We start from the raw sequence: 23,002 nt of genomic DNA on the forward strand, positions 1-23,002 counted from the left end.
TCATTCCGAGCGGAGCGAGGAATGACCGCTAAGCGAGCGCCGACTTGTAGTCGAAATCGTAGCCGAAGCCTCGCGGGCCGACCCGGCCCAGCGCCTTGGGCGTCAGGAAGAAGCCCGGCGACGGCAGGGCGATCACGGTGATGCGCTGGCCGTAGCGCACCATCTCGGTGCCGACCGCCTCGCCCGACTCGCTGTCCATGGTGCAGATGATGTCGGGCGTGGTGGAGACGATCTCGCCATCGCGCCAGGCGACGGCGTACTCGTTCTGGAACTCCAGCTCGAAGTTCGAGCCGCGATCGCCGTCGAGCCCGAGCAGGCGCGCGCGGCCACGCAGGAAGCCCGCCGTGGCGCGCCGCTCGACGTCCTGGACCTTGCCCCTGAACAACACGGTGCCCCGCTCCGCCTCGACAAGCGCCGCCACGGCGTCCTCGCGCCGACGCCGCGCATCCTCGACGACTCGGCCGATGCGGATCGCCTTGGTCGTGGTGTGCAGGATGCCATGCTCCTTGACCTCGCGGCCGCTGCGCGGTGCCGTGCAGGCATTGGCGACCGAGCCCAGCTCGGCGACGATGCCGCGCGCGATGCGCTCGCGCCGTCTGGCATTCTCGGCATGCGGCACGACGATCTCGTTGTCGCGGATGTCGGCCAGGATCAGCGGCACCAATGGCAGCTCGGCGATCGCGAAGCTGGTCATCTGGCCCTCGGGAAAGGCGCGGCCCATGGCGTCGGCGTCGACCACCGGCAGGCCGGTCACCGCCGCCACCATCAGCGGATGCAGCCCGTTGGCGCCGCCGATCTCGATCGACATCACGGCGCGCATCTCGCGCTCCAGGTATTTCTGCATCGCCAGCAGCGGCTTGGCGGCGAAGCGCGGGTCCGACAGGCGCTCGCGTCCCACCAGCGGCGCGCCGATGCTGGCGACGGTGGCGACGAGGTCGTCGTCGGCCAGCTCCATCGGGTCGAGCAGCCAGACGCGCGCGCCCCCGTCGTACAGCCGGCGCAGGTTCAGGTGCGCGAGGTAGGGGTTTCCGCCGCCGCCGGCGCCCAGGATCCAGGCCCCGATCGCCAGGGGCTCGAGCTCGTCTGCCTGGATTTCACGCATCGTCTGGACTCTCGATCGTCGTGCCGGATTCATGGACATCCATGCGAACCGGCGCTGGCACATACTCGGTCCAGTCGGTGGTCGAAGCCAAGTGATTCACATAGAGTCGGCCATATTCGAGCCTGAGGGGGTTCCATGCGCCGTCTTCTTGTCGCGTCCTGCGCGATGCTTGCGGCACTTGCCGCCACACCGTTCGCCAACGCTCAAACCACGCTGCGCGTCGCCATGCACGCCGATCTCAAGGTGTTCGATCCGATCTGGAGCGGCGCCTATATCGTGCGCAACCACGGCTACATGGTCTACGACACGCTGTTCGCCATGGACGACAACTACGTCGTCAAGCCGCAGATGGTCGACACCTGGAACGTCAGCGACGACGGGCTGACCTGGACCTTCAAGCTGCGCGACGGCCTGGAGTTCCACGACGGAACGCCGGTGACGCCCGACGACGTCATCGCCTCGCTCAAGCGCTGGGCGGTGCGCGACTCGATGGGGCTGAAGCTCACCCAGGCGCTCAAGGAGTACAAGGTCGTCGATCCGCTCACCTTCCAGATCGTGCTGAAGGAGCAGTTCGGCGCCGTCGTCGAGTCACTGGGCAAGCCGTCGGTGGTCGTGCCGTTCATCATGCCCAAGCGCATCGCCGAGACCGATCCCTTCAAGCAGATCGACGATTACACCGGCTCCGGGCCCTTCATCCTGAAGAAGGACGAGTGGAAGCCCGGCGCGATCACCGTCTACGTCAAGAACCCGAAATACAAGCCGCGCGGCGAGCCGGCCTCGGGCCTGGGCGGCGGCAAGGTCGTCGGCGTCGATCGCGTCGAATGGGTCTGGATGCCCGACACCGAGACGCAGGTGAACGCGCTCGCCAAGGGCGAGATCGACATGATCGAGTCGGTCAATCACGACGTGCTGCCGATCCTGGAAAAGGACAAGGGCGTGCGCCTGATCCGCGGCCGCGCCTCGAACCAGGTCACCTTCCGCATGAACTGGCTGATCCCGCCGTTCAACGACGCGCGCGTGCGCCGCGCCGCCATGGTGGCGCTGGGGCAGGAGGAGTTCCTGCAGGCCAGCATCGGCGACTCCCGTTTCTACCGCCAGTGCAAGGCGCTGTTCACCTGCGAGACGCCGCTGGCCAGCGACGCCGGCATGGCCGATGTCCTCAACGGCAACGCCCAGAAGGCGCGCGCGATGCTCAAGGAGGCCGGCCAGGAGGGCGCCCTCGTCGTCATGCCGCAGCCAACGGATCTGCAGGTGCTGCGCCCGTGGCCGCTGGTCGCCAAGGCCCAGCTCGAGCGCGCCGGCTTCAAGGTCGACGTGCAGGCGACCGACTGGACCAGCATGGTCAACCGCCTGGTGACCAAGAAGGGCCCGGTCGCCGAGGGCGGCTGGAATGCCTTCGTCACCAGCTGGGCGCAGGTCGACATCCTGGACCCGCTGATGCACCCCTCGCTCGCCTCGACCTGCGAGAAGGCCCGCGCCGGCTGGCCGTGCGACGAGCAGATGGAGAAGCTGCGCGACAAGTACGTGCGCTCCAAGTCGCTGGCCGAGCGCAAGGCCGCGGTCGACGAGATCCAGCGCCACCAGGCGAGCATCGTCACCCACGTGCATCTCGGCGAATGGTTCGGCGTCTCCGCCGTGCGCGCCAACATCCAGACCCGCGCCGTGCCGTCGCCGGTGACGGTGTTCTGGAGCGTGACCAAGAAGTAGCGGCGCAATCTCTTACCTTCCCCCGGAGGGCGAAGGTGGCGCGCAGCGACGGAAGGGAGATGTCGAAGACGAACGCAGGAGTTCGGCTTCGACATCCCCCTTCCGCCCTTCGGGCACCTTCCCCCTCCGGGGGAAGGCAATCACTCCCGCACCGGTCCCAGCGGCCGCAGCTTCATGCCCTTGCGCAGGTGCTTGTACGGGAACTCGACCGGATCGGTGATGTGCGCGCCGGGCGACTGCACGACGAGGATGGTCTCGGCGATGGGCTGGAAGTCGGCGCGGAAATGCACCGTCGACTTCAGGCCGAGGATCGGCGTGCGCGACGGCTCGACGCCAACATGGCGGAACATCTCCTGGTCGGCCGCCTGGATGCGCTTGCTGGCGAGCACGACCGAGACGCCGCTTTCCTCGTGGGTCAGCAGCGCCATCGGCCCGATCTGGAACTTCGCGCCGCCGTAGAACGGGCCGGTGCCGGTGAAGACGCCACTGCCCAGCTTGACCACGCGCCAGTCGGCCTCGACCGGGCTCTCGCCGGCATAGCCGACGACCGCCCCGATGCCGCGGCGCAGGACGTTGCCCTCGCCGGTCTCGACCGCGGCGGCGGCCGACGGCGGATCGACCAGCATGCCGATCACCGCGCCCCTGGCCCTGGCCTTCATCAGCGCGCGCAGCAGGCCCACCGTGTCCGACGTGCCGCCGGCGCCGGGATTGTCCTGCACGTCGGCGAGCACGATCGGCTTCTTCGCACCCTGCGACAGCCTGATCGCCTCGACCGCCGCCTCGTCGGGCGACCACAGCTTGCCGGCGAAGGCGGCTTCCTTGGCGCGGATGGCTTCGGCAAGCCGGTCGGCCGCCGCTTCGGCTGCCGCCTTGTCGTGGCCATAGACCACCAGCGCCGGCCCGCATTGCGCGATATCCGCCGGCGGAAAGCCCGGCGTATGCGTGACGCTGACGATGCCCTGGTTGTGCGAGCCGCCCGGCGCGCCCTTGCCGCCGGTCTCGATCTCGTCGAGCAGGTCGAACAGGCCCCGGGCCGGCTCGAGATAGGTGCACTGCCAGACCAGCGGAATGAGAAAGTCGACCTGACGATAGGCCTTGTAGAGCGGCCGCCCGTCCTTGAGCAGGCGATCGAGCAGCTCCGCCGCGCGCCGCCCGGTGGCGGCCATGTCGACATGCGGATAGGTGCGGTAGCCGATCATCGCCGTCGAATGGCGCACCATCTCGGCGGTCATGTTGGTGTGGTAGTCGAGGCTGGCGACCAGCGGGATCGAGCCGCCCACCACCGCGCGAACGCGGCGCATCAGCTCGCCCTCGCCGTCCTCGTGGTGCTCGGCGACCATGGCGCCGTGCAGGTCGAGATAGACCGCGTCGAACGGCCCGAGCGTCGCGAGGTCCTCGACCATCCAGCCGGCGACCTTCTCGTAGGCGTCCTTCGTGACGTAGGAGCTGGGCGGCGCCGAGCACCAGCTGAGCGGCACGATCTCGTGCCCGCGCTCCTTGAGCGCTGCGACGGCACCGGCGATCGGGATGTTGAAGCCGTCGACGGCGGAGATCAGTTGCGGCCCGCGCACGAAGGGCGGCCAGGCATCGGCCCGCTCGAACTCTTCCCAGGTCGCCTTCTGTGGCGCGAACGTGTTCGTCTCGTGCTGGAAGCCACCGACCGCGATACGCGCCATTTCACTGTCCCCAACCGTCCATTGCCGGCCGGGACGTTAGCAGCCCGTCGCAGGTTATTGATAGCGGACGCTGGCCTGGTCGGGAGCAGAGGTGCCGTGCTTGCCGCTGATGGCGTTGAAGGTCGAGAGGCTGGCGAAGCAGAGGATGGCGACGACCAGGCCGTACTCGATGCCGTGGCGTCGGCGGCGCGGGGCAGGCTGGTCGGTCGACGGAACCGTCGCCTCCCATGGCCATGTCGGTCGCGCGATCTTCATCAAAGGCTCCACGATCTGCGGGCGTCCTGAAGATACTCCCGAGGTTGCCTCAGCCCCACTGACATAAGGTCCAGAATGGAGCAGTTGGGCAGCACAATGGCCCGGGACGCCAAATCATCTTCTGAGAATAAAATTTAAGAACGATCAATATCATATTGAAATAGTGTAATATAGTCAATGCACTTAACATGAAGAAGTCAATCGCCCTTCACAGCGCCCTCCGCGCGGCCGATACTGACTGTGACGGACGATGAAGCGCCCGCGATCTCCCGTGACGGAGGGCAGACATGCGCGCGATGTCAGGGTTCCTGGCGCTGGCAACCGCCGGGTTTCTGGCCAGCGGCTGCGGGCCGGCGATGCGCTGGGACAGACCCGGCACGAGCGCCGAGATGCTGCAGGCCGACCAGCTCGAGTGCCGCAAGGCCGCGGCCGACGAGGCCTTCCGCAGCTACGCCTTCCACACCGGCTTCGGCATGATGGGCGCGCCCTTCTGGGGCTACCGCCACCGGCCGGACTATTTCATGTGGCGCCAGCGACTGCAGACCGAGCGTGCCTTCTACGAGACGCGTCTGGCCAGCTTCTGCATGCGCAACAAGGGCTACACCCAGGTCCCGGTCAACGAGCAGGCGCCGGCTCGATAGGACAATCCACCGCTTGTCATGAGGCCGTCACCCTGCGCCTTTACCCGGCGCTTGGAGGTATGGTGATGGCGGTGTCCCTGAAGCTTGTCGGTGTGCGGGCGCTGATCGATGGCGCGCTGAGCGCGCCGACGACGATCGACATCGAGGATGGCGCGATCGTCGCGATCGGCCGTGACGGCGCCGCGCGCCGCGAGATCCGCGCCGAGGGCCTGCTCGCCCTGCCCGGCATCGTCGACCTGCACGGCGATGCCTTCGAGCGCCAGATGATGCCCAGGCCCGGCGTCTTTTTCCGCGAGGACCTGGCGCTGCTCGACACCGACCGCCAGCTCGTCGCCAACGGCGTCACCACCGCCTATCACGGCCTGACCTGGTCGTGGGAGCCCGGCCTGCGCGGCACCGATCGCGCGCACGCGATCGCCGATACGCTCGATCGCCTGCGCCCGCGCCTGGCCTGCGACACGCGCCTGCACCTGCGCTGGGAGACCTACAATCTCGACGTCGTGCCGACGGTGCTGGAATGGCTGGCGCGCGGGCGCATCCATCTGCTGGCGTTCAACGACCATACCCCGGCGATGCTCAAGCGCGGCGAGGATCCCGTCGCCGTGCTGAAATACGTCGAGCGCGCGGGCGTGCCGGTCGCCGATTTCAAGGCGTTGCTGCGCACCGTCGGCGAGCGTGCCGACGACGTGCCCGGTGCCATCGCCACCTTGGCCGCGGCGGCGCGCCGGCGCGGCGTGAAGCTGGCGAGCCATGACGACAGATCGCCGGAAATGACGCGCGGTTTCCAGGCGCTGGGCTGCACGCTGTGCGAGTTCCCGCTGACCGAGGACACCGCGCGTGTCGGCCGCGAGCGCGATGGCCATGTCCTGATGGGCGCGCCCAACGTCGTGCGCGGCGGCAGCCATCTCAACCTGATCTCGGCCGCCAGCATGGTGCGCGCCGGGCTGTGCGACGTGCTGACCTCGGACTACTACTACGCCGCCCTGCCCTGCGCGCCGTTCCGGCTGGCGCGCGAGGACGGGCGCGAGGTAGGCGCCTATTGGCCGCTGGTCTCGACCAACCCGGCGCGCGCCGCCGGCCTGCACGATCGCGGCGAGATCGCGCCCGGGCGGCGCGCCGATATCGTGCTGGTCGACGCCCGCGACGGCGACAGCCCGTTCGTGGTGGCGACCATCGTCGCCGGACGTCCTGTGCACCACGACCGACGCCACGAGGCAGTCAGCCTCGACTGATTGCCACCGCAGCGCCTCCAATCGGATTCGTGGCATTCCGTACGTTACGCTATACTATAACATTCATGTGCAATTGCGAATAACTCGCGATAGCGTTAGGGTCCGGCATGATCGCGTACGCATTGTCCCCCGCCGCCCGCAGGGTCTGCGCCGTCGGCGTCGCCCTCGCGGCAACGCTGCTGCCGACTCTCTCCGTCGCCCAGGACCGCACACAGATCCCGCCCGACCCTGTGCCCGTGCCGCTACCCACGCCGCCGGTATCCCATCTGCCCACCGATCTGTCGCCCTGGGGCATGTTCGTCGGCGCCGACATCGTCGTGAAGGCGGTGATGATCGGGCTGGCCTTCGCCTCCGTCGTGACCTGGACGGTGTGGCTCGCCAAGTCGATCGAGCTGATGCTGGCCAAGCGCGCCGTCGCCGCAGCCTTGCGCCGGCTGGGCGCCGCGCCGTCGCTGCCCGAGGCGCAGCTCGGGCTGGGCATGGACCGCAGTCCCATCGCCGCCCTGCTGCGGGCCGCCACCGACGAGGCCCGCCTGTCCGGCGACCTTCCGGCGTCGGGCATCAAGCAGCGCATCGCGGGTCGCCTGGAGCGCATCGAAGCCGCCGCCGGCCGGCGCATGGCGCGCGGCACCGGCCTGCTCGCCACCATCGGCTCCACCGCGCCCTTCGTCGGCCTGTTCGGCACGGTCTGGGGCATCATGAACAGCTTCGTCGGCATCTCGAAGGCGCAGACCACCAGCCTCGCCGTCGTCGCCCCGGGAATCGCCGAGGCGCTGCTCGCCACCGCCCTCGGCCTGGTCGCGGCCATTCCCGCCGTCGTGATCTACAACGTCTTCGCGCGCGCCATCGGCGGCTATCGCGCGCTTCTGGGCGACGGCTCGGCCGAGGTGCTGCGCCTGGCCGGCCGCGATCTCGATCGCCATCACCCGAGATTGGCCGAGGCGGCGGAGTAGACGATGGCGGCGAAGCTCGACGATGGCGACGATCTCGCCGAAACCCACGAGATCAACGTCACGCCCTTCATCGACGTGATGCTGGTGCTGCTGATCATCTTCATGGTCGCCGCCCCGCTCGCCACCGTCGACGTACCGGTCGATCTGCCGGTGTCGACGGCCACCCGCACGCCGCGACCCGACAAGCCGCTGTTCCTGACCCTGAAGGAAGATCTCTCGGTAATCGTCGGCGAGAAGGCGGTGCCGCGTGCCGATCTCGCCGGCGCGCTCGACGCCGCCACCGAGCGCGATCGCGAGCAGCGCGTCTTCATCCGCGCCGCGCGCAAGATCGACTACGGCCAGCTCACCGACCTGATGAACGATCTGCGCAAGGCGGGCTATCTGAAGATCGCCCTGGTCGGCCTTGAAGGCGAGGCGAAGTCAAAATGACCGGCGCGCCCTCGCTCGACCTGCGCGAGAGCCTCTGGCGCGCGATCATGCGCTGGGGCGCCTGCCTGGTCGCGGTGCTGCTGGCGCATGGCGCGATCGCCGCCGGCCTGCTCGCCTGGCCCGAGCCCGAGGACCAGGGTGCGCCGCCCGCCTCGCCGATCATGATCGACCTGACGCCGGCGGCCACGCCGATGGCCTCGATCGAGGACGTCTCCAGGCTGATCCCCGAGCCTGACGCACCCGAGCCGCTGCCGCCGGCGCGCAACCCGGTCCTCGACATGCTGCCGACGCCGGAGCCGCCGCCCGAGGTGAAGATCGAGATCGAAATCGAGATTCCGCCGCCCGAACCACCGCCGCCGGTCGACCTCACGCCGCCGCCGCCGAAGGTCGTGCAGAAGCCACCGCCGAAGCCGCCCGAGAAGGTCGTGACCAAACGCGCCCAGCCCGCGCGCGCGCCGCCCAGCCCGGCGCCGGCCGCCGCGACCGCATCGGGTGCGCCCTCGCCCACGCCGCCGGCCGCGGTGCCGCAGGCCAACCCGCACGCCGCGGCATCGTGGAAGGGCGCGCTGCTGGCGCATCTCGCGCGCCACAAGCGCTATCCCCGCGCGGCGCAGAATCGCGGCGACGAAGGCATCGTCTATCTGCGCTTCACCATGACACGCCACGGCGGGGTGATCGCCCAGCGAATCGAGAAGCCGTCGGGCCACCAGTTGCTCGACCTCGAGGCGTCCGACCTCGTGCGCCGCGCCCAGCCGCTGCCGACGCCGCCCGCCGACGTGCCGGGCGAAAGCTTCGAGTTCGTCGTGCCGATCCAGTTCCGGCTGCGTTGAATCTTCTGTCATCCCGGGCGAAGCGAGGGATCTACGATCGTCCAGGATCCCTCGCCGCGCTTGGAATGACAGGGCCGAACGTCCGCGCGATCACCGGCCAGTAGGACGCGCCGTCGCCACGCGCGATCGCGCGCTTCATCAGCTCGGCGGCGTTGGCCGCGCCCGCGGCCTCGACCTTGCCCGAGGCGGCGAGGTCGAGCGCGTAGCCGAGATCCTTCAGCATGTACTCGGCCGAGAAGGCGCGCTCCGGGAATACGCCCGGCAGCATCGCCTTCATGCCGTGGTTGCGCAGCGCGAAGCTGTCGGCCGAGCCCCTGGTCAGGGTCTCGAACAGCCGCGTGCCATCCATGCCGTTGTTGCGCGCGATGGCGAGCGCCTCGGCCAGCGCCACCACGGTCTGCGCCAGCACCATGTTGTTCATGATCTTGGCGATCTGCCCGGCGCCGACTTCGCCGCAATGGCTGACCTCGCTGGCCATGGCGCGCAGCAGCTTCTCGATGCGCGCGAACACGGCATCGCCACCGCCGACCATGATGCTGAGCGTGCCGTCGATCGCCGCCTGGCGCGTGCGCGCCACCGGTGAGTCGGCATAGTCGACGCCAAGGGCGGCGAAGCGTCGCGCGAGATCGCGCGACAGCGGCACCGGCGAGGTGCCGAGATCGACGATCGTCTGGCCGCTGCGCGCCAGCGCCAGCAGGCCGCCCTCGCCTTGGCAGACCTGCGCCAGCTCCCGGCCGCCGGGCAGCGACAGGAAGACGATGTCGGCGGCGCGCATCAGCACGGCGAGCGACTCGGCGCGCCCCACGCCATGCGCGGCCAGGCGCGCCAGCGGATCGGTCGACAGATCGAAGGCGATGACCTGATGGCCGCTCTTGCGCGCGAGATTGGCGCACATCGGCTCGCCCATGGTGCCCAGCCCGATGAAACCCAGCACGATCGCCTCCTCCCATTGTCAACGACGATGCGCCGCCGCATCCTGGCCGCCGGGCAGCGAGGACAGCATGCGCACGAGACATCTACCGGCGGCGATCATCGTCGCTACGTTCTTCGGCGGCAACGCGATCGCCCAGGGCGTGCCCGGCGGATGCATGGACGCGGCGGAGAAGGATGTCCGGGCGCGCCGCGAGCAGCCGACGGCGGCGCGCGTGCTGCCCTGCACCGCCCAGGCCAATGGCGGCAAGGCCTGCACGCAGCAGGATCGCGTCATCGAGATCGACGCCGCGCGCGACTCCGGCAGGGCGACGCACGTCTATATCTGCAACTTCCCCGCCGTGCGGCTGCTGTCGACGCGCTGAGGCGACATCCGGGCGGGCCGGAACGCCGTTGTCATCCCGCGCGAAGCGAGGGATCCACGTCGGCCGTGGATCCCTTGCTGCGCTCGGGACAGTCGCGTGCGATTGGCGCCGAGGTCAGGCGGCGGCGAGCGCGATGGCCCACTTGTGTCGGGTGCGCGGCGCGCTGCGCGATGTCGCGCCGGTTCGGGCGCGCTTGGGATCCGGGCGCCGCTGACCGCGCCAGTCGCCGCGCAGTCCCGGTGGCGGCTCCCTGGCATCGAGCTGGCGATAGACATACTGAACCTTGCGCACGCTCGGCGATCCGTCATGCGTGGTGAAAATTTCCACGCAATCGCCCGGCTCAACGACCAATAGAATGCCGGGCTCGTACCAAAGACCGTCACAGCGTGCGAGCAGGCCCGGCTCGAGGAAAAATGCCTTGGGCAAATGCCTTACTCCCTACAGTACATCTTCAATAATCCGCCCTAAATCGGCATCTGTAAATGGCATTTATCGATTTTCTGATGAATCTTTGATGGTACGATCTTAGTCCTTTGATTTTACGAAGAAATATGCGTTTGAAGTGCAATCCATTGTCCTGGCGGCAGACCGTAGGCCCGGTGGAAAAGACGCGTCATATGGCTTTGATCGGCAAAGCCGCTGGCCGCTGCGGCTAGCGCCAGCGAGGCCCCCGAGCGCATCAGGCTGCGGGCGCGGTCGAGACGGCGCATCACCAGGTAGCGGTACGGGCTGGTGCCAAGACAGGCGCGGAAGTGACGGGTCAATGCGTAGCGCGACTGCCCCGTCGCCCCCTCCAGCTCGGCTGAGGTCACGCCGCGCGTGAGATTGGCCTCGAGCATCTCGCGCGCCCGGCCGACGGCGCGCCAGTCGCGCGCCGACAGCCGCCGGGGCCGCAGCGACGAATCGGCGGCGGCCAGGGCTTCCGCCAGGTCGAGGATCACCTGGTCGCGCCGCAACTCCTCGAGCGGCCGGTCGAGGCCTTCGAGCGCCGGTGCGATGGCCCCCGCGATCCGCCGGTTGCTCGACACCGTGTCGCGCACGAAGGGCAAAGTTCGGCATTCCCCGCCCAGCGCGTCGCGGATGACGCCGGGCTCGACATAGAGAATGCGGTAGCGGAAGCCATCCTCGGTGCCGGCGTGCCCGTCATGGGTCTCGTCGGGATGCAGCACGAAGACCTGCCCGGCCACGCTGCTCTCGCTGCTGCCGCGATAGCGGAAGGATTGCACGCCACCCAGCGTGCAGCCGATGGCGTAGGTGTCGTGACGGTGCGGGTCGTAGGCATGGCCGGCGAAGCGCGCCTCGACGCGCTCCAGCCCCGGCTCGGGCGGCGCGACGCGGATCCAGTCGCCGCACGAACGTTCAAGACCACCGGGCGCAGGAACACCGATATGCGAGGCCATGTGCATCCATATCAGAGTCCCCTGAGATGGAGGAATTGCCCGGCTTCCTGCTGGCCGGCCTGGCCCTGGCCGGCAGCCCGGGCCCGGCAGTGCTGAGCCTGGCCGCCTGCGCCGCCGCCTTCGGCCCACGCCGCAGCCTGGCCTATCTCGCGGGCATCGTGCTGGGCATGGTGGGCGTGATGGCGATCACGTCGAGCGGCGTGGTCGGCCTGCTGCTGGCGATCCCCGGGGCGACGCCCGTGCTGGCGATCCTCGCCGCCGTCTATTTCGTCCACCTCGCCTGGCAGATTGCCACCGCGCCGCCGCTCGGCGCGGCTTCGACCGAACGGCCGCGACCTTCGTTCGTCACCGGCCTGGTGCTGTCGCTGGTCAATCCCAAGGGCTACGCCGCGATGGCGGCGCTGTTCTCCGGCTTCACCCTGCTGCGCGGCGCGCCGGCCCTGGACGTCGCGGCCAAGATCGCGGTGCTCCTGCCGCTCGTCGCCGCATCGGGCGCCACCTGGCTGCTGGCCGGCGTGGCGCTCACCGGCCTGTTCCGCCGGCCGCGCAGCAACCGCATCGTCAACGTGATATTCGCCGTGCTGTTGCTGGTCTCCGTCGCGGCGGCGCTGCCGCTCTGAGATGCCGGAATAAGGCAGTCAGAATGAACCAAATGTGGTGCAACGCCGCAGAGCCGCTGTTGCGGCTCTCTGCTAAAAGACAGCCTCATCCCTTCCGGAGAGTAGCGGCGAGATGAAAGTCTTCGTTGGTGTGTTGGCGCTGAGCCTGTGCGCCGGTTCGCAGGCTGGTCTGGCTCTTGAGGATTGTGTGAACGTCGAGCCGTGGCGCAAGCGCCCGGTCAATTGCCAAGGCAGCGGCTTCGACGATCTCAGCCGCGATCTCGAGGCGATGCAGGCGAACATGAAGGGCAGCGGCAACGATCTGCGGCTGCGCACCCCGCCTTCCAACGCCCGCTGCATCTTCATGAACGGCCGCAAGGCGCGCGTGGCTCCCTGCGGCGAGCCGCTCTCGCCGAGCGAGGCGAAGATCCTCCTCGACTATTAGGCGGAATGCGCCCGCCACCCACAATCGGGGGAGTGAAAGGCGGCGGGCGCAACCATTGAGGAAGAACGCCGATTCCCCCACGATGGCAGGGGGACAACGACTCGGCCTCGTTCCGGTTCCCTGCTCAAGGCAGCTGCGCCATTTCGACCAGTTTGGCGATCGTGTTCATGTTGCGCGCCGTGCCCGGGCGCGCCGCGGGGATGTCGAGCTTCGAACGGCCCATGTCCTCGCCGTAGCGCACGTAGATCTCGCGCACGCCCAGGCGCATCTCCTCGCTGCCCCGCCCGCGCGCGCGGCTGAGCGCATCCGCAGGCGGCGCCTCGTCGAGGAAGATGGCGACGACGCGCCTGGCCGGCGCGTCGGGAAACGGATTGGCCTTCAGCACCGCATCCATCTCATCCGCCGTCCGGACGGCGACGCGCACCGGCTTGCCGGCGCGCGCCTGCAGACGCTCTTCCAGCAGGGCCTTGACCTTGGCCGCCGATGGCCGCGCGCTGAAGACCACATTGCCGCTGGCGATGTAGGTCCTGACTTGCGCGAAGCCCGACGCCTCGCAGATCGCGCGCAACTCGGCCATCGGCAGCAGGCCGGTACCGCCGACATTCACCGCGCGCAGGAGAGCGATGTAGACCGTCATGCGGCGACAATAACGGGCTTTGCACTACGCCGCGCCCCGATCCTCAAGAACCATGCGGCTTTAAATGCGCGCCGCTATGATGTCTCCCTTGCACACGCACCGGTCGTAGCGAGCATGTGGACCATCGTCTTGAGCATCGTCGCCGGCGGACTGGCCGGCGGCCTCGTCTGTTACGTCGTGCTGCGTCTGCCCGAGGTGCGCGCGCAGACGGCGGCGGCAGAGGCCACAACTACGGCCGGCGAGTCGGCGGAGCCGCTGGCCACCGCCCTGACCGGGATCGGCCAGGATCTGCAGGCGCCGGCCGATGCGACCAGCCATCCGTCGCAGGTAGCCGATCTGCCGGGTTACAAGGCGGCGCTGGCAGCGATGCGACGCCCCGAGGCCACGACCGAGCTGATCGGCCAGTATGCGCTGGGCGACAACTGGCCGCTGGCGTGCGCCGCCTTCACCGTCCTCGCCGAGCGCCCCGACCGCCAGAGCCTGTGCGACGCCGCGCTGCGCCGCCTGACGGAGATCTACCCCTACCCGGTGTACTTCGCCGTGCGCTACTTCACGAGCCTGCCTCAGCGGCCGCCTGTCGGCGCGGTGTTCGCCGCCGTGCAGGATTGGTGGCAGAGCAACAGCGCCATCCGCAGCGCGCTGCAGGATTACCTCGTCAAGAGCGCCGAGCTCGGCGACCGACCGGTCTTCGGCGACTCGCTCGATCGGCAGAAGCCGCTCGAAGCCGAGGCCATCGCGCGGATGCTCCAGGCCCTGCAGCACCCTTTCGCAACGGAGTTGCTGGCGGCGCTGCGCAACTGGCAGGAGACGCGCGTCGATCGTGAATACCTGCGCTCCGTCGGCACGCTGTGGGAACCGGCGGAACAAGACAAGCTGCTCGTGCTGCCGCAGAGCTGGAACGTCCAGCTGGCGAGCGCGCTGCAGGCGTTGCGCCAGCGGCGGCCGCGCTCGTTGCTCGTATGCGGCGATCCGCATGTCGGCAAGACCGCCTTCATCAGCCTGCTCTCGGCCGAGCTGCGCAATGATGGCTGGACCGTCTTCGCCGCCAGCGGCACGACGATCATGGCCGACCAGTCGTACATCGGCGAACTCGAGGGTCGGGTGCGCAAGATGATCGAAGCGCTGCACGCGCGGCGGCGCATCGTCTGGGTCGTCGGCGACATGGCGCAGATGGCGAGCGCAGGCATGCATCGCTATCAGACCGCCAGCGTCCTCGACCAGATTCTGCCGGCGATCATCGCGGGGGAGCTGATCGTCATCGGCGAGAGCGCCCAGACTGCCGCCACGCACCTGTTCCAGGTCCGGCCCTCGCTGCGCCCACTGATCGAGCTGGTGCCGCTGCAGGCGATGGATGACGACGCCACGGCGACGTTGGCCCATCAGGTCGCCGCCCGCATCGCGGCCATCGGCAAAGTCTCGGTGCCGGCGCCGGCTGTGGACGCCGCGATGGATCTCGCGCTGCACTATCTCGGCGCCGGCCGGCTGCCCGGCGTCGCGCTCGAATTGCTCAAGCGCGCCGCCGACCGCTCGATCGCCGCCGGTGAATCTGCGCTGAGTCCCGACAGCGTGGTCGCCACGCTGTCACAGATCTCGGGCCTGCCCGAGGTCATTCTCAATGCCGGCCAACGTGTCGATCTCGATGCTGTCCGCGCGTTCTTCGCCCACCGCGTGATGGGTCAGGACGAGGCAGTGCGCGCCATCGTCGACCGCATCGCCATGCTGAAGGCCGGCCTGACCGATCCCGGCAAGCCGATCGGCGTTTTCCTGTTCGCCGGCCCCACGGGCACGGGCAAGACCGAGCTGGCCAAGACCACGGCCGAGTTCCTGTTCGGCTCGCCCGATCGGCTGGTGCGGCTCGACATGAGCGAGTTTCAGAACGTCGAATCGATGGCCAAGATCATCGGCCGCGACGATCGCGGCGGCGACTCGCTGATCGACCGTATCCGCAAGCAGCCGTTCTCGGTGGTGCTGCTCGACGAGTTCGAGAAGGCCCATCCGAATTGCTGGGATCTCTTTCTGCAGATGTTCGACGACGGCAGGCTGAGCGACGCCAGCGGCAACGAGGCGGACTTCCGGCACTGCATCATCATCCTTACCTCGAACCTCGGTGCCACCCTGCACCGCGGCAGCGGGCTGGGCTTCCTGCCCGATCCCGGCATCTTCACGTCCGAGCAGGTGATGAAGACCATCGAGGGCACCTTCCGGCCGGAGTTCGTCAACCGCATCGACAAGGTGATCGTCTTCCGCCAGCTCTCGCGCGAGCTGATGCGCATCATCGTGCACAAGGAACTCGCCGCCATCGAGGCGCGCCGCGGTCTACGCGAGCGCGCCTGGGCGGTGGAGTGGGAAGCTTCGGCCATCGAGTTCCTGCTCGATCGCGGCTTTTCGCTGGAGATGGGCGCGCGCCCGCTGAAGCGGGCGATCGATCAGCATCTGCTGGCACCGCTGGCCGCGACCCTGGTCGAGCACCGCTTCCCCGAGGGCGACCAGTTCCTGTTCGTGCGCTCCAACGGCCAGGCTATAGAGGTCGAGTTCGTCGACCCCGATGCAGGGGCGGCCGAGCCCGCGCCGCCGGAGGACGGCGAGGAGGCCGAGCGCTCGCTGCCGGCGATCATCCTGCGTCCGCTGGGTACCGCGGAAGAGCGCGCCTCGCTCGCCGCCCATTGGCGGCAGATCGAAGCCGAGATCGCCGGCGAGGCCTGGCACGCGCAGGTCGACGAACTGCGCCAGGCACTGGCCGATCCGGACATCTGGCAGCGCACCGACCGGCATTGCACGTTCTCGCGCATGGAGCTGGCCGATCGCATCGCCGAGGCGGCGCGCACGGCGGAGGGCCTGTTGCGGCGCTACGAGGCGACCAGGGGACGCGAAGCGCGCGCCGCCCGCGAGCTCGGCGGGCGGCTGGCGCTGCAGCTGTGGAACGTCGCCCAGGGCTTGGCCGACTTCCGCACGGACGCGCCGGTCGACGCGCTGCTGCGCATCGAGCCGATCCTCGATGCCGGCGACGACGGCCGGCAGGCGACGGCCTGGTGCCAGCGACTGAATGTCATGTATCGACAGTGGGCCGAGAAGCGCCGCCTGAAGCTGCGGGAGCTGCTGCCGTCGGGCGGGACCGGCCTGCCGATCCTGCACATCAGCGGGTTCGGCGCCTTCCACGTGCTGGCGACGGAGTGCGGCTTGCACGTCTTCGAGGACGAGCACGGTCAGGGCGGTACGACGCGCGTCGTGGCACGCGTCGGCGCCGTCGGCGGTCCATCGCAGGCGGACTTTTCCGCGTCGGACGCATACGCGGTCGCGCACCGCCTGCTCGCCGCCTCACCGGCATCGACCACGATCGTGCGACGCTATCGCGAACGGCCGGCCCCCATCGTGCGCGACGTGGCCAATTGGCGCTCGGGCCGGCTGAGCGCCGTGCTCGGTGGCGACTTCGACCTCGTCGGCGCCACCAAACGTCAGGCGGCGCGCGTTTGAGTCACGCCAAGGCGTTCGCGCAGGAACGCCTCGATGTCGGCCGCGACCCGGTGCGGGTCCTCCCAGTGCGGGCTGTGGCCGACGCCGCGGTAGACCTTCAGCCTGACGTCGGCGATCCCCGAAGCGAGCAGCTGCTGCTGGGGACGCAGGGCGACGCCGTCCTGGTCGCCCCACAGCACCAGGGTCGGTGCGCCGATCGCCGGGAGATAGTCCGCACTGTCCTCCGCCATCTGCGCGGCGAGCGCCGAGCGCCAGACATGCGCCGGCACCTTCAGGCTCTCGCCGACGATGGTCTCGAAGAACCATGACGGCACCGGCCGGGCGAGCGTGCCTTGCTGGAAGTCGCGCACGAAGGCCGGATCGACGGGATCGTCCAGCGCCTCGACGCCCTGACGCAGGGCCTCGATCTCGGTGTGGCCCTTCAGGGTCGTGAAGGCGCCCATCAGGATCAGCGCCTGGGTGCGCCCGGGATGATGGGCGGCCAAACGCTGGGCGACCTGGCTGCTCATCGAATGCCCGAACAGCACCGCCCGGGCGATGCCCAGCGCATCCATGAAGCGCGCGACGTCGTCGGCCAGCTCGGCCGCGTCGTAGCGCGAGGCCGGCTTGTCGGAATCGCCATGGCCGCGATGGGAGAGCGCGATCAGGCGCAAGCCGGCCGGCGGCATGGCGAGCAGCGGCCGGTAGGAGTGAAGCGAGTCGGTATAGCCATGCAGCAGCAGCACCGGCTGGCCGGACGGATCGCCCCCCTCGAGCCAATCCAGCGTGACTTCCGGGGCGATCGTGACCTTGCGACTGTTCATGGCGGGCTCCGTCCTGAGGATGGCCCGCACGCTAGGGGGACAGCCCGGGCCTGGCTGTTACCGGCGACACAATTCCCGCCGACGTGAAGGGAAATTCGCCCACGGATATCCAAAGACGGTCTGCAGACATTTGATTTAACGCTACTTTCGCGCCCCCGACCCTCCCATTTAACAGCTGTTCACTCGCCCCTGTAGTTCCATGCCACCGGTATCGACTGGGCAATGGCATGTCCGAGGGGTATGCGATGGACGGCAAGTTGCGGGAGATCGCGTTGACGCTGGCGGACTCGGGCCGCTGCGAGGATTTCTGGGACATCGAGATGGAATTGCTGGCCCGCGGCCACTCGCCGGCGGAAGCCCGTCGCCTCACGGCCGACGACGCGATGCGCGCCAATCTCAATCAGCGCTGCTTTAACGCACAGCGCCAAAGGGCTTGAATCACACGATTTTCTGGTGACGGACGGCGCGGTACTACGCGCCTGCTGCGGTGCACCCTCGACGATCCTGAAGCCATGCTGTCAGCAGGCTGTTGCTATACGGCGGGCGACGCATGGACAGGAGCCCGCAATGTACGTCCTCTATCACAACCCCTACTCCCAGCATGCCCGGCGCATCGTGGCGCTTCTGGAGCAGGCCGGCATTCCCTACGAAGCGCGCCACGTCGCCCTGGAGAAGGGCGAGCACATGTCGCCGACCTACCTGGCGATCAACCCCAACCACCAGGTGCCGACCTTCCTCGACGGCGCGCTGAAGCTCTTCGAATCCAACGCGGTGCTGCGCTACCTCTGTGACAGGCACGGCCTCGGCGACTGGTACCCGAAGGACCCGGCGCGCCGCGCCCTCGTCGAGCAATGGCTCGACTGGAACCAGAGCCGCCTGGCGCCGGGCGTCGTCGACATCGTCTTCAACAAGGTGTTCATGGGGCCGAAGGGCGACCAGCAGGCGATCGCCCGCGGCGAGGCGCGCATCGCCGAACTCGCGCCGATCCTGTCGGCGGCGTTGGAGGCCAACGCCTTCCTGGTCGGCGACGCGCCGACCATCGCCGACCTGTCGGTGGGCTCCAACCTCACCCAGCTCGCCATGGCGAAGGCGGTGCCTGACCAGCCTGCCATCAGGGCGTGGCTCGCGCGCGTCGATGCCATCGACGGCGTGCAGGCGGCGTGCCGGCCATTGGCCGCCGCGCAGGCGGCCTGAGTCCCTGCGCGGCGCGGACGCGCCGGGCCGCGGCTTCATGCTAGCGTCCTGTTCCGGAGGAACAGGACCTTGCGACGCGCCGACCGGCTCTTTCAGATCATCCAGATCCTGCGCGGGGCGAGCCAGCCGGTCACCGCCGGCGACCTCGCGCGGGAGATGGAGACCACGCCCCGGACGATCTACCGCGACATCGCCGACCTGATCGGCCAGCGCGTGCCGATCCGCGGCGAGGCCGGCATCGGCTACGTGCTGGAGGCCGGCTACGACATGCCGCCGCTGATGCTCACGCCCGACGAGATCGAGGCGGCGGTGCTGGGCGCGCAATGGGTGGCCGACCGCGGCGATCCGGCGCTGGCGCGCGGCGCGCGCGATCTGATCGCCAAGATCCGCGATGTGGTGCCCGAACGCCTGCGGCCAATGATCCTGCAGGCCGTGGTCAGCGCGCCCAGCATCGTGCCGCCGGAGCCCGACCTGCTCGACCTGGGTCGCATCCGCTCGGCCATCCGCGATCGCGCCAAGCTGCGCCTGCGGTACAGCGACCGCGGCGGCCGCACGTCCGAGCGCACCGTCTGGCCGATCTCCGTCGCCTATTTCCAGACCGTGCGCCTGCTCGTCGCCTGGTGCGAATTGCGCAACGCCTTCCGCCACTTCCGCACCGATCGCATCGAGGACGTGGCGTTCCTCGACGAGCGCCACCCGATGTCGCCCGAGGCGCTCAGGACGGCGTGGCAGCGCGAGGAGCGCGGCGTGCCGCTCGAGGACGTGCCGTCAGCGCGCGCTGCGCCCGAGGCCGAGCGCCGCCTGTAGCCAGCGGTGCAGCGGCACGAGCGACTCGAAGGTGGCCAGGCATTCGGCGACGATGGCGGGGCTGCAGATCAGCCTCGGCTCGGTGATGTCGCGCCACATCGTGAGACCCTTGCGGCGCAGCAGGCCGGCGCGCTTGTGGCTCGCCTCGTAGGGCGCTGGGACCCGCTTGAGCGCCGCGCCCTCGAGCCGCAGCCCGGCCGCCGCGAGGCGCTCGAGAATGGCTTCGAGACGTGCGCCGCTTGCCGCGGCGATCGCGCGGCGCAGGCTGTCGAGGGCTGCGCCCGAGAGCTCGAACACGCCGGCGCCCAGCACCAGCCGCTCGGGCTCGAGCCCCATATAGAAGCCCGACCCACCGGCCGTACCGGCCAGGAACGCCACGTGCAGGTGCGCGTTGTAGGGCGACTTGTCCCGGGAGAAGCGCACGTCGCGGTGGACGCGGAAGATCTTGCCGGTCAGCGGCGCGCCGAGCCGCGCCGTCAGAAGCGGCCCGAGCGCCGCGACGAAGGCCTCGCCCGGCGCCTTGATCGCCGTTTCGTAGCGCGCGCGGCTGGCGGTGAACCACTCGCGCGTGTTGTTGTCGCGCAGCGCGCCGAGGAAAACCTGGGCATCGCGCGGGAAGCCCGCGAAGGCCTCCTCCACCTTGTTCTTGCCGGCGCTCATTTCGGCGGCAGGCCGCGAGCGAATGTCGCCGCCAGCTCGATCCATTCGGCCAGGCGTCCGCCGCCGCAGGCATCGGCGTCGACCCAGACCAGGCCGCCCATGCGCCGCCCGCTGAAGATGATCGGTGCCGCGCCGGGCCGCGCCAGCGCCTCGGCCTCCTGCGCCTTGCCGACGCGGAACATGTAGCGGCCGACCTCCACGCCGGCGATCATGTGGCCGTTCAGCAGCCAGCAATAGCCGCCGAACATCTTCTTCTCGGTCACGCCGCGCCGCCTGCACAGCGCCTTGCGCATCGTCTCGGCCAGATGCGGATCATGCGGCATGCAGGCAAACCCTCCCCTCGCCCTTTTCGCGCGATGCTGGCGCAAGCCTGCTGACAGCATGGCGTCAGCATCATGCCACCGGCGGCGGCCGCCGGGCCATGCCATGTCCGCGACGCAGACGCTCGGCCGTGATCCTGCCGCCGGCTTATCGGCGCCGGACCTATCGAAACACGGGTATCGAGCCTGACCGGGTCCGGCGATCGCCCGCCGCCTCGAGCTTCCTGCCGAGTTCGGCGATGCGCTGCTCACCCAGGGCCAGCGCCTCGGCGGAGCTGTGCACCGAGTAGTAGCCGAGATGCAGCGCGTGCGGATGGGGCACGGCGGAACCCAGCACGAAGATGGTCGCCGTCTCGCCGGTCGCGCTCAGCCGTATCGCGGCCTCGCCGCGCTCGAACACCGCCATGTCGCCGGCCGACAGGCGCTCGCCGGTGTCGAGCGCGCCTTGCGCGACCGCCAGCCAGGCGATGCTGTGTCCCTCGGGCGGCTGATAGGTCCACGTCGTGCCGGGCTTCAGCGTGACCAGCAGATAGTTGAAGCCCTCGGGCGCGCGTACCGGGCTGCTCACGCCCTGGTAGTTGCCGACGATGACGTGCGCCGGCCCCGCCCGCCTCATCGCGGCGGCTTCGATATACTGGCTTTCCGACGGTCCGTTCTCGAGCTCGGGCGGCAATGCCACCCAGAGCTGGAAGCCCTGCGCGCGCGACGAAGTGCCGGGCGAGAGTTCCTTGCCGTGCCACACGCCGCCGCCGGCGCGCATCCATTCGACGCCGCCATAGGCGATGCTTCCCTCGCCCGCCTCGGGATCCTCGAACCGCACGTCCCCGGCGGTGAACACGGTGATGGTGGCGATGCCGGAGTGTGGATGCAGCCCCATGCGCATCCCGCCCATGTCGGCTTCGAAGAGATCGAGAAACACGAAGGGCTTGAGGATCTCGCCGAGATCCGACGGGCTCATCAGCCGCACGATCGGCCCGTGGCCGCGGCCGCGCGTGCGGTGGACGATGGGGCGCGGCGCGGTGCGCGGCGGCATGGCAGGGGCAAGGGCGGTAGCGATGGTCATGGCGATCTCCTTCATGCCGGCCATGATGGCGTTCCACCTGGCGCACCCGTAGACTGCGAAATGGCGATGCACCGTTGCCGAGAATGGAACGCCGATGGAGATCGAAGACCTCAGGACCTTCCTCGAGATCGCCCATGGCGGCGGCATCTCGACGGCGGCGCGGCGGCTGGGCGTGTCGAAATCGGTCGTGAGCCGACAGCTGGCGCGGCTTGAGGAGGCACTGGGCAGTCAGTTGCTGTCGCGCACCACGCGGGGTGCGGCGCTGACGGAAGCTGGCGCGACGTTTCGCGATCATGCCCAGCGCATCATGAGCGAGCTCGAGGCGGCGCAGCAGGCCATGGCACCGCAGGGCGCGCTGCGCGGGCTTCTGCGCGTCGCGGCACCGCTGTCCGGCGGGCCGGCGCTGGTCGCGCCGGTGCTGGCCGAGCTCGCCCGTCGCCATCCACGGCTGCAGGTCCATGCGGCCTATGGCGACCGGTTCGCCGATCTCGTCGCGGAGGGCTTCGACGCGGCGATCCGTATCGGCTATCTGCCCGACTCGAGCCTGGTGGCGAAGCGCATCCGCGCGATATCCGGCCGACTGGTCGCAAGCCCGGCCTATATCGCCGCGCACGGCGCGCCGCGTACGCCCGACGAGCTGATGAATCACGAATGCCTGCTGCAGGGCACGGAATCCTGGCGGCTCACCATCCGCGGCAAGGCGACCACCGTGCATCCACGCGGCCGCTTCAAGGCGGACAACGGCGAGGCCCTGCTGTCGGCGGCACTGGCGGGTCTCGGCGTCGCCGCCCTGCCCGAATTCCTGATCGCGACGCATCTCGCATCGGGGGCGCTTGCACCGCTGCTGACCGAATACTCGACGCCGGAGGCAGGGATCTACGTCGTGCGCCCAGCCGGCGACTTTCCGCCGCGCAAGGTGCGCGTGCTGATCGACATCATGCTCGAGCACTACGGCGAGCGTTCCGGCTTCGGCCACACCGCGTCCGGGACGGCGAGCCTAGTGGACCGACCAAAGAGATCGTAGTTCCCGACAGCCTGCTCAACCCAGCAACTGTCGAGGTCTTTCATGCTCGTTGCCGGCCGCGTCCTGCTCGCCGCCCTGTTCCTCGTCAGCGGCCTGTCCAAGCTCGGCGCCTATGATGCGACCACCGCCTACATCGCGTCGGCGGGCTTGCCGTTTGCCGATGTCGTGTATGCCGCCACGCTCGCCCTCGAGATCGGCGGCGGCCTGCTGCTCATCGTCGGCTTCCAGACCCGTCCGGTCGCGGCGGCGCTTGCGCTCTTCACCGTCGCGGCCGCGCTGCTGTTCCACCGCGATTTCTCCGACCAGAACCACGCGATCCATTTCATCAAGAACCTCGCCATCGCCGGCGGCCTGCTCCAGGTCGTGGCGGCGGGCGCCGGACGCTTCAGTCTCGACGCCCGTCGTCTGGCGCGGCGCTCGCCCGGAGCGGCCGCACAGACCGCCTGATCGGACTTGAGC

Annotated in this window: 26 protein-coding genes; 15 read left to right on the plus strand and 11 right to left on the minus strand. The window is 69.2% G+C overall.

The genetic code is table 11. The annotated features are described in order from the left end of the window. Positions 1-28 precede the first annotated feature (28 nt). Complete coding sequence (locus KF889_17270; GenBank protein ID MBX3501193.1) at positions 29-1,102, minus strand: DUF917 domain-containing protein; 1,074 nt, start codon at positions 1,100-1,102, stop codon at positions 29-31. A gap of 135 nt (positions 1,103-1,237) precedes the next feature. On the opposite strand from KF889_17270, the gene KF889_17275 reads away from it, so the two are divergent. Further along, a complete protein-coding gene (locus KF889_17275) occupies positions 1,238-2,809 on the plus strand; it encodes an ABC transporter substrate-binding protein (protein MBX3501194.1) in 1,572 nt (523 codons plus the stop codon). Positions 2,810-2,949: 140 nt separating this feature from the next. Here KF889_17275 and KF889_17280 read toward each other — a convergent pair whose 3' ends face one another. Together KF889_17280 and KF889_17285 are read right to left on the minus strand one after the other, a co-directional pair. Further along, on the minus strand, positions 2,950-4,485 hold the full coding sequence (locus tag KF889_17280) for a M81 family metallopeptidase (GenBank protein MBX3501195.1): 1,536 nt from the start codon (positions 4,483-4,485) through the stop codon (positions 2,950-2,952). A gap of 54 nt (positions 4,486-4,539) precedes the next feature. Continuing rightward, the gene (locus KF889_17285; GenBank protein ID MBX3501196.1) at positions 4,540-4,740 is read right to left on the minus strand and encodes a hypothetical protein; all 201 of its coding nucleotides are present in this window, start codon (positions 4,738-4,740) and stop codon (positions 4,540-4,542) included. A gap of 287 nt (positions 4,741-5,027) precedes the next feature. On the opposite strand from KF889_17285, the gene KF889_17290 reads away from it, so the two are divergent. The 5 genes from KF889_17290 to KF889_17310 all read left to right on the plus strand — a co-directional run bounded on the left by KF889_17290 (position 5,028) and on the right by KF889_17310 (position 8,825). Continuing rightward, a complete protein-coding gene (locus KF889_17290) occupies positions 5,028-5,381 on the plus strand; it encodes a hypothetical protein (protein MBX3501197.1) in 354 nt (117 codons plus the stop codon). 65 nt (positions 5,382-5,446) lie between these two features. Next, a complete protein-coding gene (locus KF889_17295; GenBank protein MBX3501198.1) occupies positions 5,447-6,613 on the plus strand; it encodes an alpha-D-ribose 1-methylphosphonate 5-triphosphate diphosphatase in 1,167 nt (388 codons plus the stop codon). 107 nt (positions 6,614-6,720) lie between these two features. Continuing rightward, positions 6,721-7,566 (plus strand): tonB-system energizer ExbB, encoded by an 846-nt coding sequence (gene exbB, locus KF889_17300; GenBank protein ID MBX3501199.1) that lies wholly within the window; start codon positions 6,721-6,723, stop codon positions 7,564-7,566. Positions 7,567-7,569: 3 nt separating this feature from the next. Continuing rightward, positions 7,570-7,995 (plus strand): TonB system transport protein ExbD, encoded by a 426-nt coding sequence (exbD, locus tag KF889_17305; GenBank protein MBX3501200.1) that lies wholly within the window; start codon positions 7,570-7,572, stop codon positions 7,993-7,995. After that, a complete protein-coding gene (locus tag KF889_17310; GenBank protein MBX3501201.1) occupies positions 7,992-8,825 on the plus strand; it encodes an energy transducer TonB in 834 nt (277 codons plus the stop codon). The genes exbD and KF889_17310 overlap by 4 nt, the downstream gene beginning before the upstream one ends. A 31-nt stretch (positions 8,826-8,856) precedes the next feature. On the opposite strand, the gene KF889_17315 is transcribed toward KF889_17310, so the two are convergent. After that, on the minus strand, positions 8,857-9,732 hold the full coding sequence (locus tag KF889_17315) for an NAD(P)-dependent oxidoreductase (protein ID MBX3501202.1): 876 nt from the start codon (positions 9,730-9,732) through the stop codon (positions 8,857-8,859). Positions 9,733-9,826: 94 nt separating this feature from the next. Between KF889_17315 and KF889_17320 the strand changes: the two genes are divergently transcribed. Beyond that, the gene (locus KF889_17320; protein MBX3501203.1) at positions 9,827-10,120 is read left to right on the plus strand and encodes a hypothetical protein; all 294 of its coding nucleotides are present in this window, start codon (positions 9,827-9,829) and stop codon (positions 10,118-10,120) included. 114 nt (positions 10,121-10,234) lie between these two features. On the opposite strand, the gene KF889_17325 is transcribed toward KF889_17320, so the two are convergent. Next, on the minus strand, positions 10,235-10,546 hold the full coding sequence (locus tag KF889_17325) for a hypothetical protein (protein ID MBX3501204.1): 312 nt from the start codon (positions 10,544-10,546) through the stop codon (positions 10,235-10,237). Between the two features lie 113 nt (positions 10,547-10,659). Further along, the gene (locus KF889_17330) at positions 10,660-11,520 is read right to left on the minus strand and encodes an AraC family transcriptional regulator (GenBank protein ID MBX3501205.1); all 861 of its coding nucleotides are present in this window, start codon (positions 11,518-11,520) and stop codon (positions 10,660-10,662) included. A 26-nt stretch (positions 11,521-11,546) separates the two neighbouring features. Here KF889_17330 and KF889_17335 point away from each other — a divergent pair, with 26 nt between their 5' ends. Both KF889_17335 and KF889_17340 read left to right on the plus strand, forming a co-directional pair. Then, entirely contained in the window at positions 11,547-12,140 is a 594-nt protein-coding gene (locus KF889_17335; GenBank protein MBX3501206.1) for a LysE family translocator, read from the plus strand. 112 nt (positions 12,141-12,252) lie between these two features. Beyond that, positions 12,253-12,564, plus strand: coding sequence for a hypothetical protein (locus tag KF889_17340; GenBank protein MBX3501207.1), 312 nt, complete (start codon positions 12,253-12,255; stop codon positions 12,562-12,564). 124 nt (positions 12,565-12,688) lie between these two features. Here KF889_17340 and KF889_17345 read toward each other — a convergent pair whose 3' ends face one another. Then, entirely contained in the window at positions 12,689-13,201 is a 513-nt protein-coding gene (locus KF889_17345; GenBank protein MBX3501208.1) for a DUF1697 domain-containing protein, read from the minus strand. Positions 13,202-13,315: 114 nt separating this feature from the next. Here KF889_17345 and KF889_17350 point away from each other — a divergent pair, with 114 nt between their 5' ends. After that, on the plus strand, positions 13,316-16,672 hold the full coding sequence (locus KF889_17350) for an AAA family ATPase (protein ID MBX3501209.1): 3,357 nt from the start codon (positions 13,316-13,318) through the stop codon (positions 16,670-16,672). On the opposite strand, the gene KF889_17355 is transcribed toward KF889_17350, so the two are convergent. Further along, positions 16,654-17,475 (minus strand): alpha/beta hydrolase, encoded by an 822-nt coding sequence (locus KF889_17355; protein MBX3501210.1) that lies wholly within the window; start codon positions 17,473-17,475, stop codon positions 16,654-16,656. The genes KF889_17350 and KF889_17355 overlap by 19 nt on opposite strands. Positions 17,476-17,720: 245 nt before the next feature. Here KF889_17355 and KF889_17360 point away from each other — a divergent pair, with 245 nt between their 5' ends. The 3 genes from KF889_17360 (at position 17,721) to KF889_17370 (ending at position 19,476) form a co-directional block, all read left to right on the plus strand. After that, positions 17,721-17,912, plus strand: a complete 192-nt coding sequence (locus tag KF889_17360; protein ID MBX3501211.1) for a hypothetical protein — start codon at positions 17,721-17,723, stop codon at positions 17,910-17,912. A gap of 130 nt (positions 17,913-18,042) precedes the next feature. Then, complete coding sequence (locus KF889_17365; GenBank protein ID MBX3501212.1) at positions 18,043-18,669, plus strand: glutathione S-transferase family protein; 627 nt, start codon at positions 18,043-18,045, stop codon at positions 18,667-18,669. A gap of 69 nt (positions 18,670-18,738) precedes the next feature. Next, on the plus strand, positions 18,739-19,476 hold the full coding sequence (locus tag KF889_17370; GenBank protein ID MBX3501213.1) for a YafY family transcriptional regulator: 738 nt from the start codon (positions 18,739-18,741) through the stop codon (positions 19,474-19,476). Here the strand turns inward: KF889_17370 and KF889_17375 are convergent. The 3 genes from KF889_17375 to KF889_17385 form a co-directional block, all read right to left on the minus strand. Beyond that, the gene (locus tag KF889_17375) at positions 19,438-20,136 is read right to left on the minus strand and encodes a DUF2461 domain-containing protein (GenBank protein MBX3501214.1); all 699 of its coding nucleotides are present in this window, start codon (positions 20,134-20,136) and stop codon (positions 19,438-19,440) included. The two genes, KF889_17370 and KF889_17375, sit on opposite strands and share 39 nt — an antisense overlap. Further along, positions 20,133-20,459, minus strand: coding sequence for a TfoX/Sxy family protein (locus KF889_17380; protein MBX3501215.1), 327 nt, complete (start codon positions 20,457-20,459; stop codon positions 20,133-20,135). Before KF889_17380 ends, KF889_17375 begins: the two co-directional genes overlap by 4 nt. A 160-nt stretch (positions 20,460-20,619) precedes the next feature. Beyond that, complete coding sequence (locus KF889_17385; GenBank protein ID MBX3501216.1) at positions 20,620-21,519, minus strand: pirin family protein; 900 nt, start codon at positions 21,517-21,519, stop codon at positions 20,620-20,622. A 94-nt stretch (positions 21,520-21,613) separates the two neighbouring features. Here KF889_17385 and KF889_17390 point away from each other — a divergent pair, with 94 nt between their 5' ends. Both KF889_17390 and KF889_17395 read left to right on the plus strand, forming a co-directional pair. Further along, positions 21,614-22,543, plus strand: a complete 930-nt coding sequence (locus KF889_17390; GenBank protein MBX3501217.1) for a LysR family transcriptional regulator — start codon at positions 21,614-21,616, stop codon at positions 22,541-22,543. Positions 22,544-22,585: 42 nt separating this feature from the next. Beyond that, positions 22,586-22,990 carry a DoxX family protein gene (locus KF889_17395; GenBank protein ID MBX3501218.1) on the plus strand — a complete coding sequence of 135 codons (405 nt, stop codon included), beginning with the start codon at positions 22,586-22,588 and terminating at the stop codon, positions 22,988-22,990. Positions 22,991-23,002: the final 12 nt, after the last annotated feature.

The sequence above is a fragment of the Alphaproteobacteria bacterium genome (assembly GCA_019635875.1).
GTDB lineage: Bacteria > Pseudomonadota > Alphaproteobacteria > Reyranellales > Reyranellaceae > JAFAZJ01.

Excerpts from the sequence above, each read along its gene's own strand:
- exbD (MBX3501200.1), top strand. The coding sequence starts at position 7,570 with ATGGCGGCGAAGCTCGACGATGGCGACGATCTCGCCGAAACCCACGAG.
- KF889_17345 (MBX3501208.1), bottom strand. The coding sequence starts at position 13,201 with ATGACGGTCTACATCGCTCTCCTGCGCGCGGTGAATGTCGGCGGTACC.
- KF889_17335 (MBX3501206.1), top strand. The coding sequence starts at position 11,547 with ATGGAGGAATTGCCCGGCTTCCTGCTGGCCGGCCTGGCCCTGGCCGGC.
- KF889_17295 (MBX3501198.1), top strand. The coding sequence starts at position 5,447 with ATGGCGGTGTCCCTGAAGCTTGTCGGTGTGCGGGCGCTGATCGATGGC.
- KF889_17340 (MBX3501207.1), top strand. The coding sequence starts at position 12,253 with ATGAAAGTCTTCGTTGGTGTGTTGGCGCTGAGCCTGTGCGCCGGTTCG.
- KF889_17310 (MBX3501201.1), top strand. The coding sequence starts at position 7,992 with ATGACCGGCGCGCCCTCGCTCGACCTGCGCGAGAGCCTCTGGCGCGCG.
- KF889_17395 (MBX3501218.1), top strand. The coding sequence starts at position 22,586 with ATGCTCGTTGCCGGCCGCGTCCTGCTCGCCGCCCTGTTCCTCGTCAGC.
- KF889_17385 (MBX3501216.1), bottom strand. The coding sequence starts at position 21,519 with ATGACCATCGCTACCGCCCTTGCCCCTGCCATGCCGCCGCGCACCGCG.
- KF889_17365 (MBX3501212.1), top strand. The coding sequence starts at position 18,043 with ATGTACGTCCTCTATCACAACCCCTACTCCCAGCATGCCCGGCGCATC.
- KF889_17275 (MBX3501194.1), top strand. The coding sequence starts at position 1,238 with ATGCGCCGTCTTCTTGTCGCGTCCTGCGCGATGCTTGCGGCACTTGCC.
- exbB (MBX3501199.1), top strand. The coding sequence starts at position 6,721 with ATGATCGCGTACGCATTGTCCCCCGCCGCCCGCAGGGTCTGCGCCGTC.
- KF889_17290 (MBX3501197.1), top strand. The coding sequence starts at position 5,028 with ATGCGCGCGATGTCAGGGTTCCTGGCGCTGGCAACCGCCGGGTTTCTG.
- KF889_17360 (MBX3501211.1), top strand. The coding sequence starts at position 17,721 with ATGGACGGCAAGTTGCGGGAGATCGCGTTGACGCTGGCGGACTCGGGC.
- KF889_17320 (MBX3501203.1), top strand. The coding sequence starts at position 9,827 with ATGCGCACGAGACATCTACCGGCGGCGATCATCGTCGCTACGTTCTTC.
- KF889_17380 (MBX3501215.1), bottom strand. The coding sequence starts at position 20,459 with ATGCCGCATGATCCGCATCTGGCCGAGACGATGCGCAAGGCGCTGTGC.
- KF889_17390 (MBX3501217.1), top strand. The coding sequence starts at position 21,614 with ATGGAGATCGAAGACCTCAGGACCTTCCTCGAGATCGCCCATGGCGGC.
- KF889_17285 (MBX3501196.1), bottom strand. The coding sequence starts at position 4,740 with ATGAAGATCGCGCGACCGACATGGCCATGGGAGGCGACGGTTCCGTCG.
- KF889_17315 (MBX3501202.1), bottom strand. The coding sequence starts at position 9,732 with ATGGGCGAGCCGATGTGCGCCAATCTCGCGCGCAAGAGCGGCCATCAG.
- KF889_17280 (MBX3501195.1), bottom strand. The coding sequence starts at position 4,485 with ATGGCGCGTATCGCGGTCGGTGGCTTCCAGCACGAGACGAACACGTTC.
- KF889_17355 (MBX3501210.1), bottom strand. The coding sequence starts at position 17,475 with ATGAACAGTCGCAAGGTCACGATCGCCCCGGAAGTCACGCTGGATTGG.
- KF889_17330 (MBX3501205.1), bottom strand. The coding sequence starts at position 11,520 with ATGGCCTCGCATATCGGTGTTCCTGCGCCCGGTGGTCTTGAACGTTCG.
- KF889_17350 (MBX3501209.1), top strand. The coding sequence starts at position 13,316 with ATGTGGACCATCGTCTTGAGCATCGTCGCCGGCGGACTGGCCGGCGGC.
- KF889_17270 (MBX3501193.1), bottom strand. The coding sequence starts at position 1,102 with ATGCGTGAAATCCAGGCAGACGAGCTCGAGCCCCTGGCGATCGGGGCC.
- KF889_17375 (MBX3501214.1), bottom strand. The coding sequence starts at position 20,136 with ATGAGCGCCGGCAAGAACAAGGTGGAGGAGGCCTTCGCGGGCTTCCCG.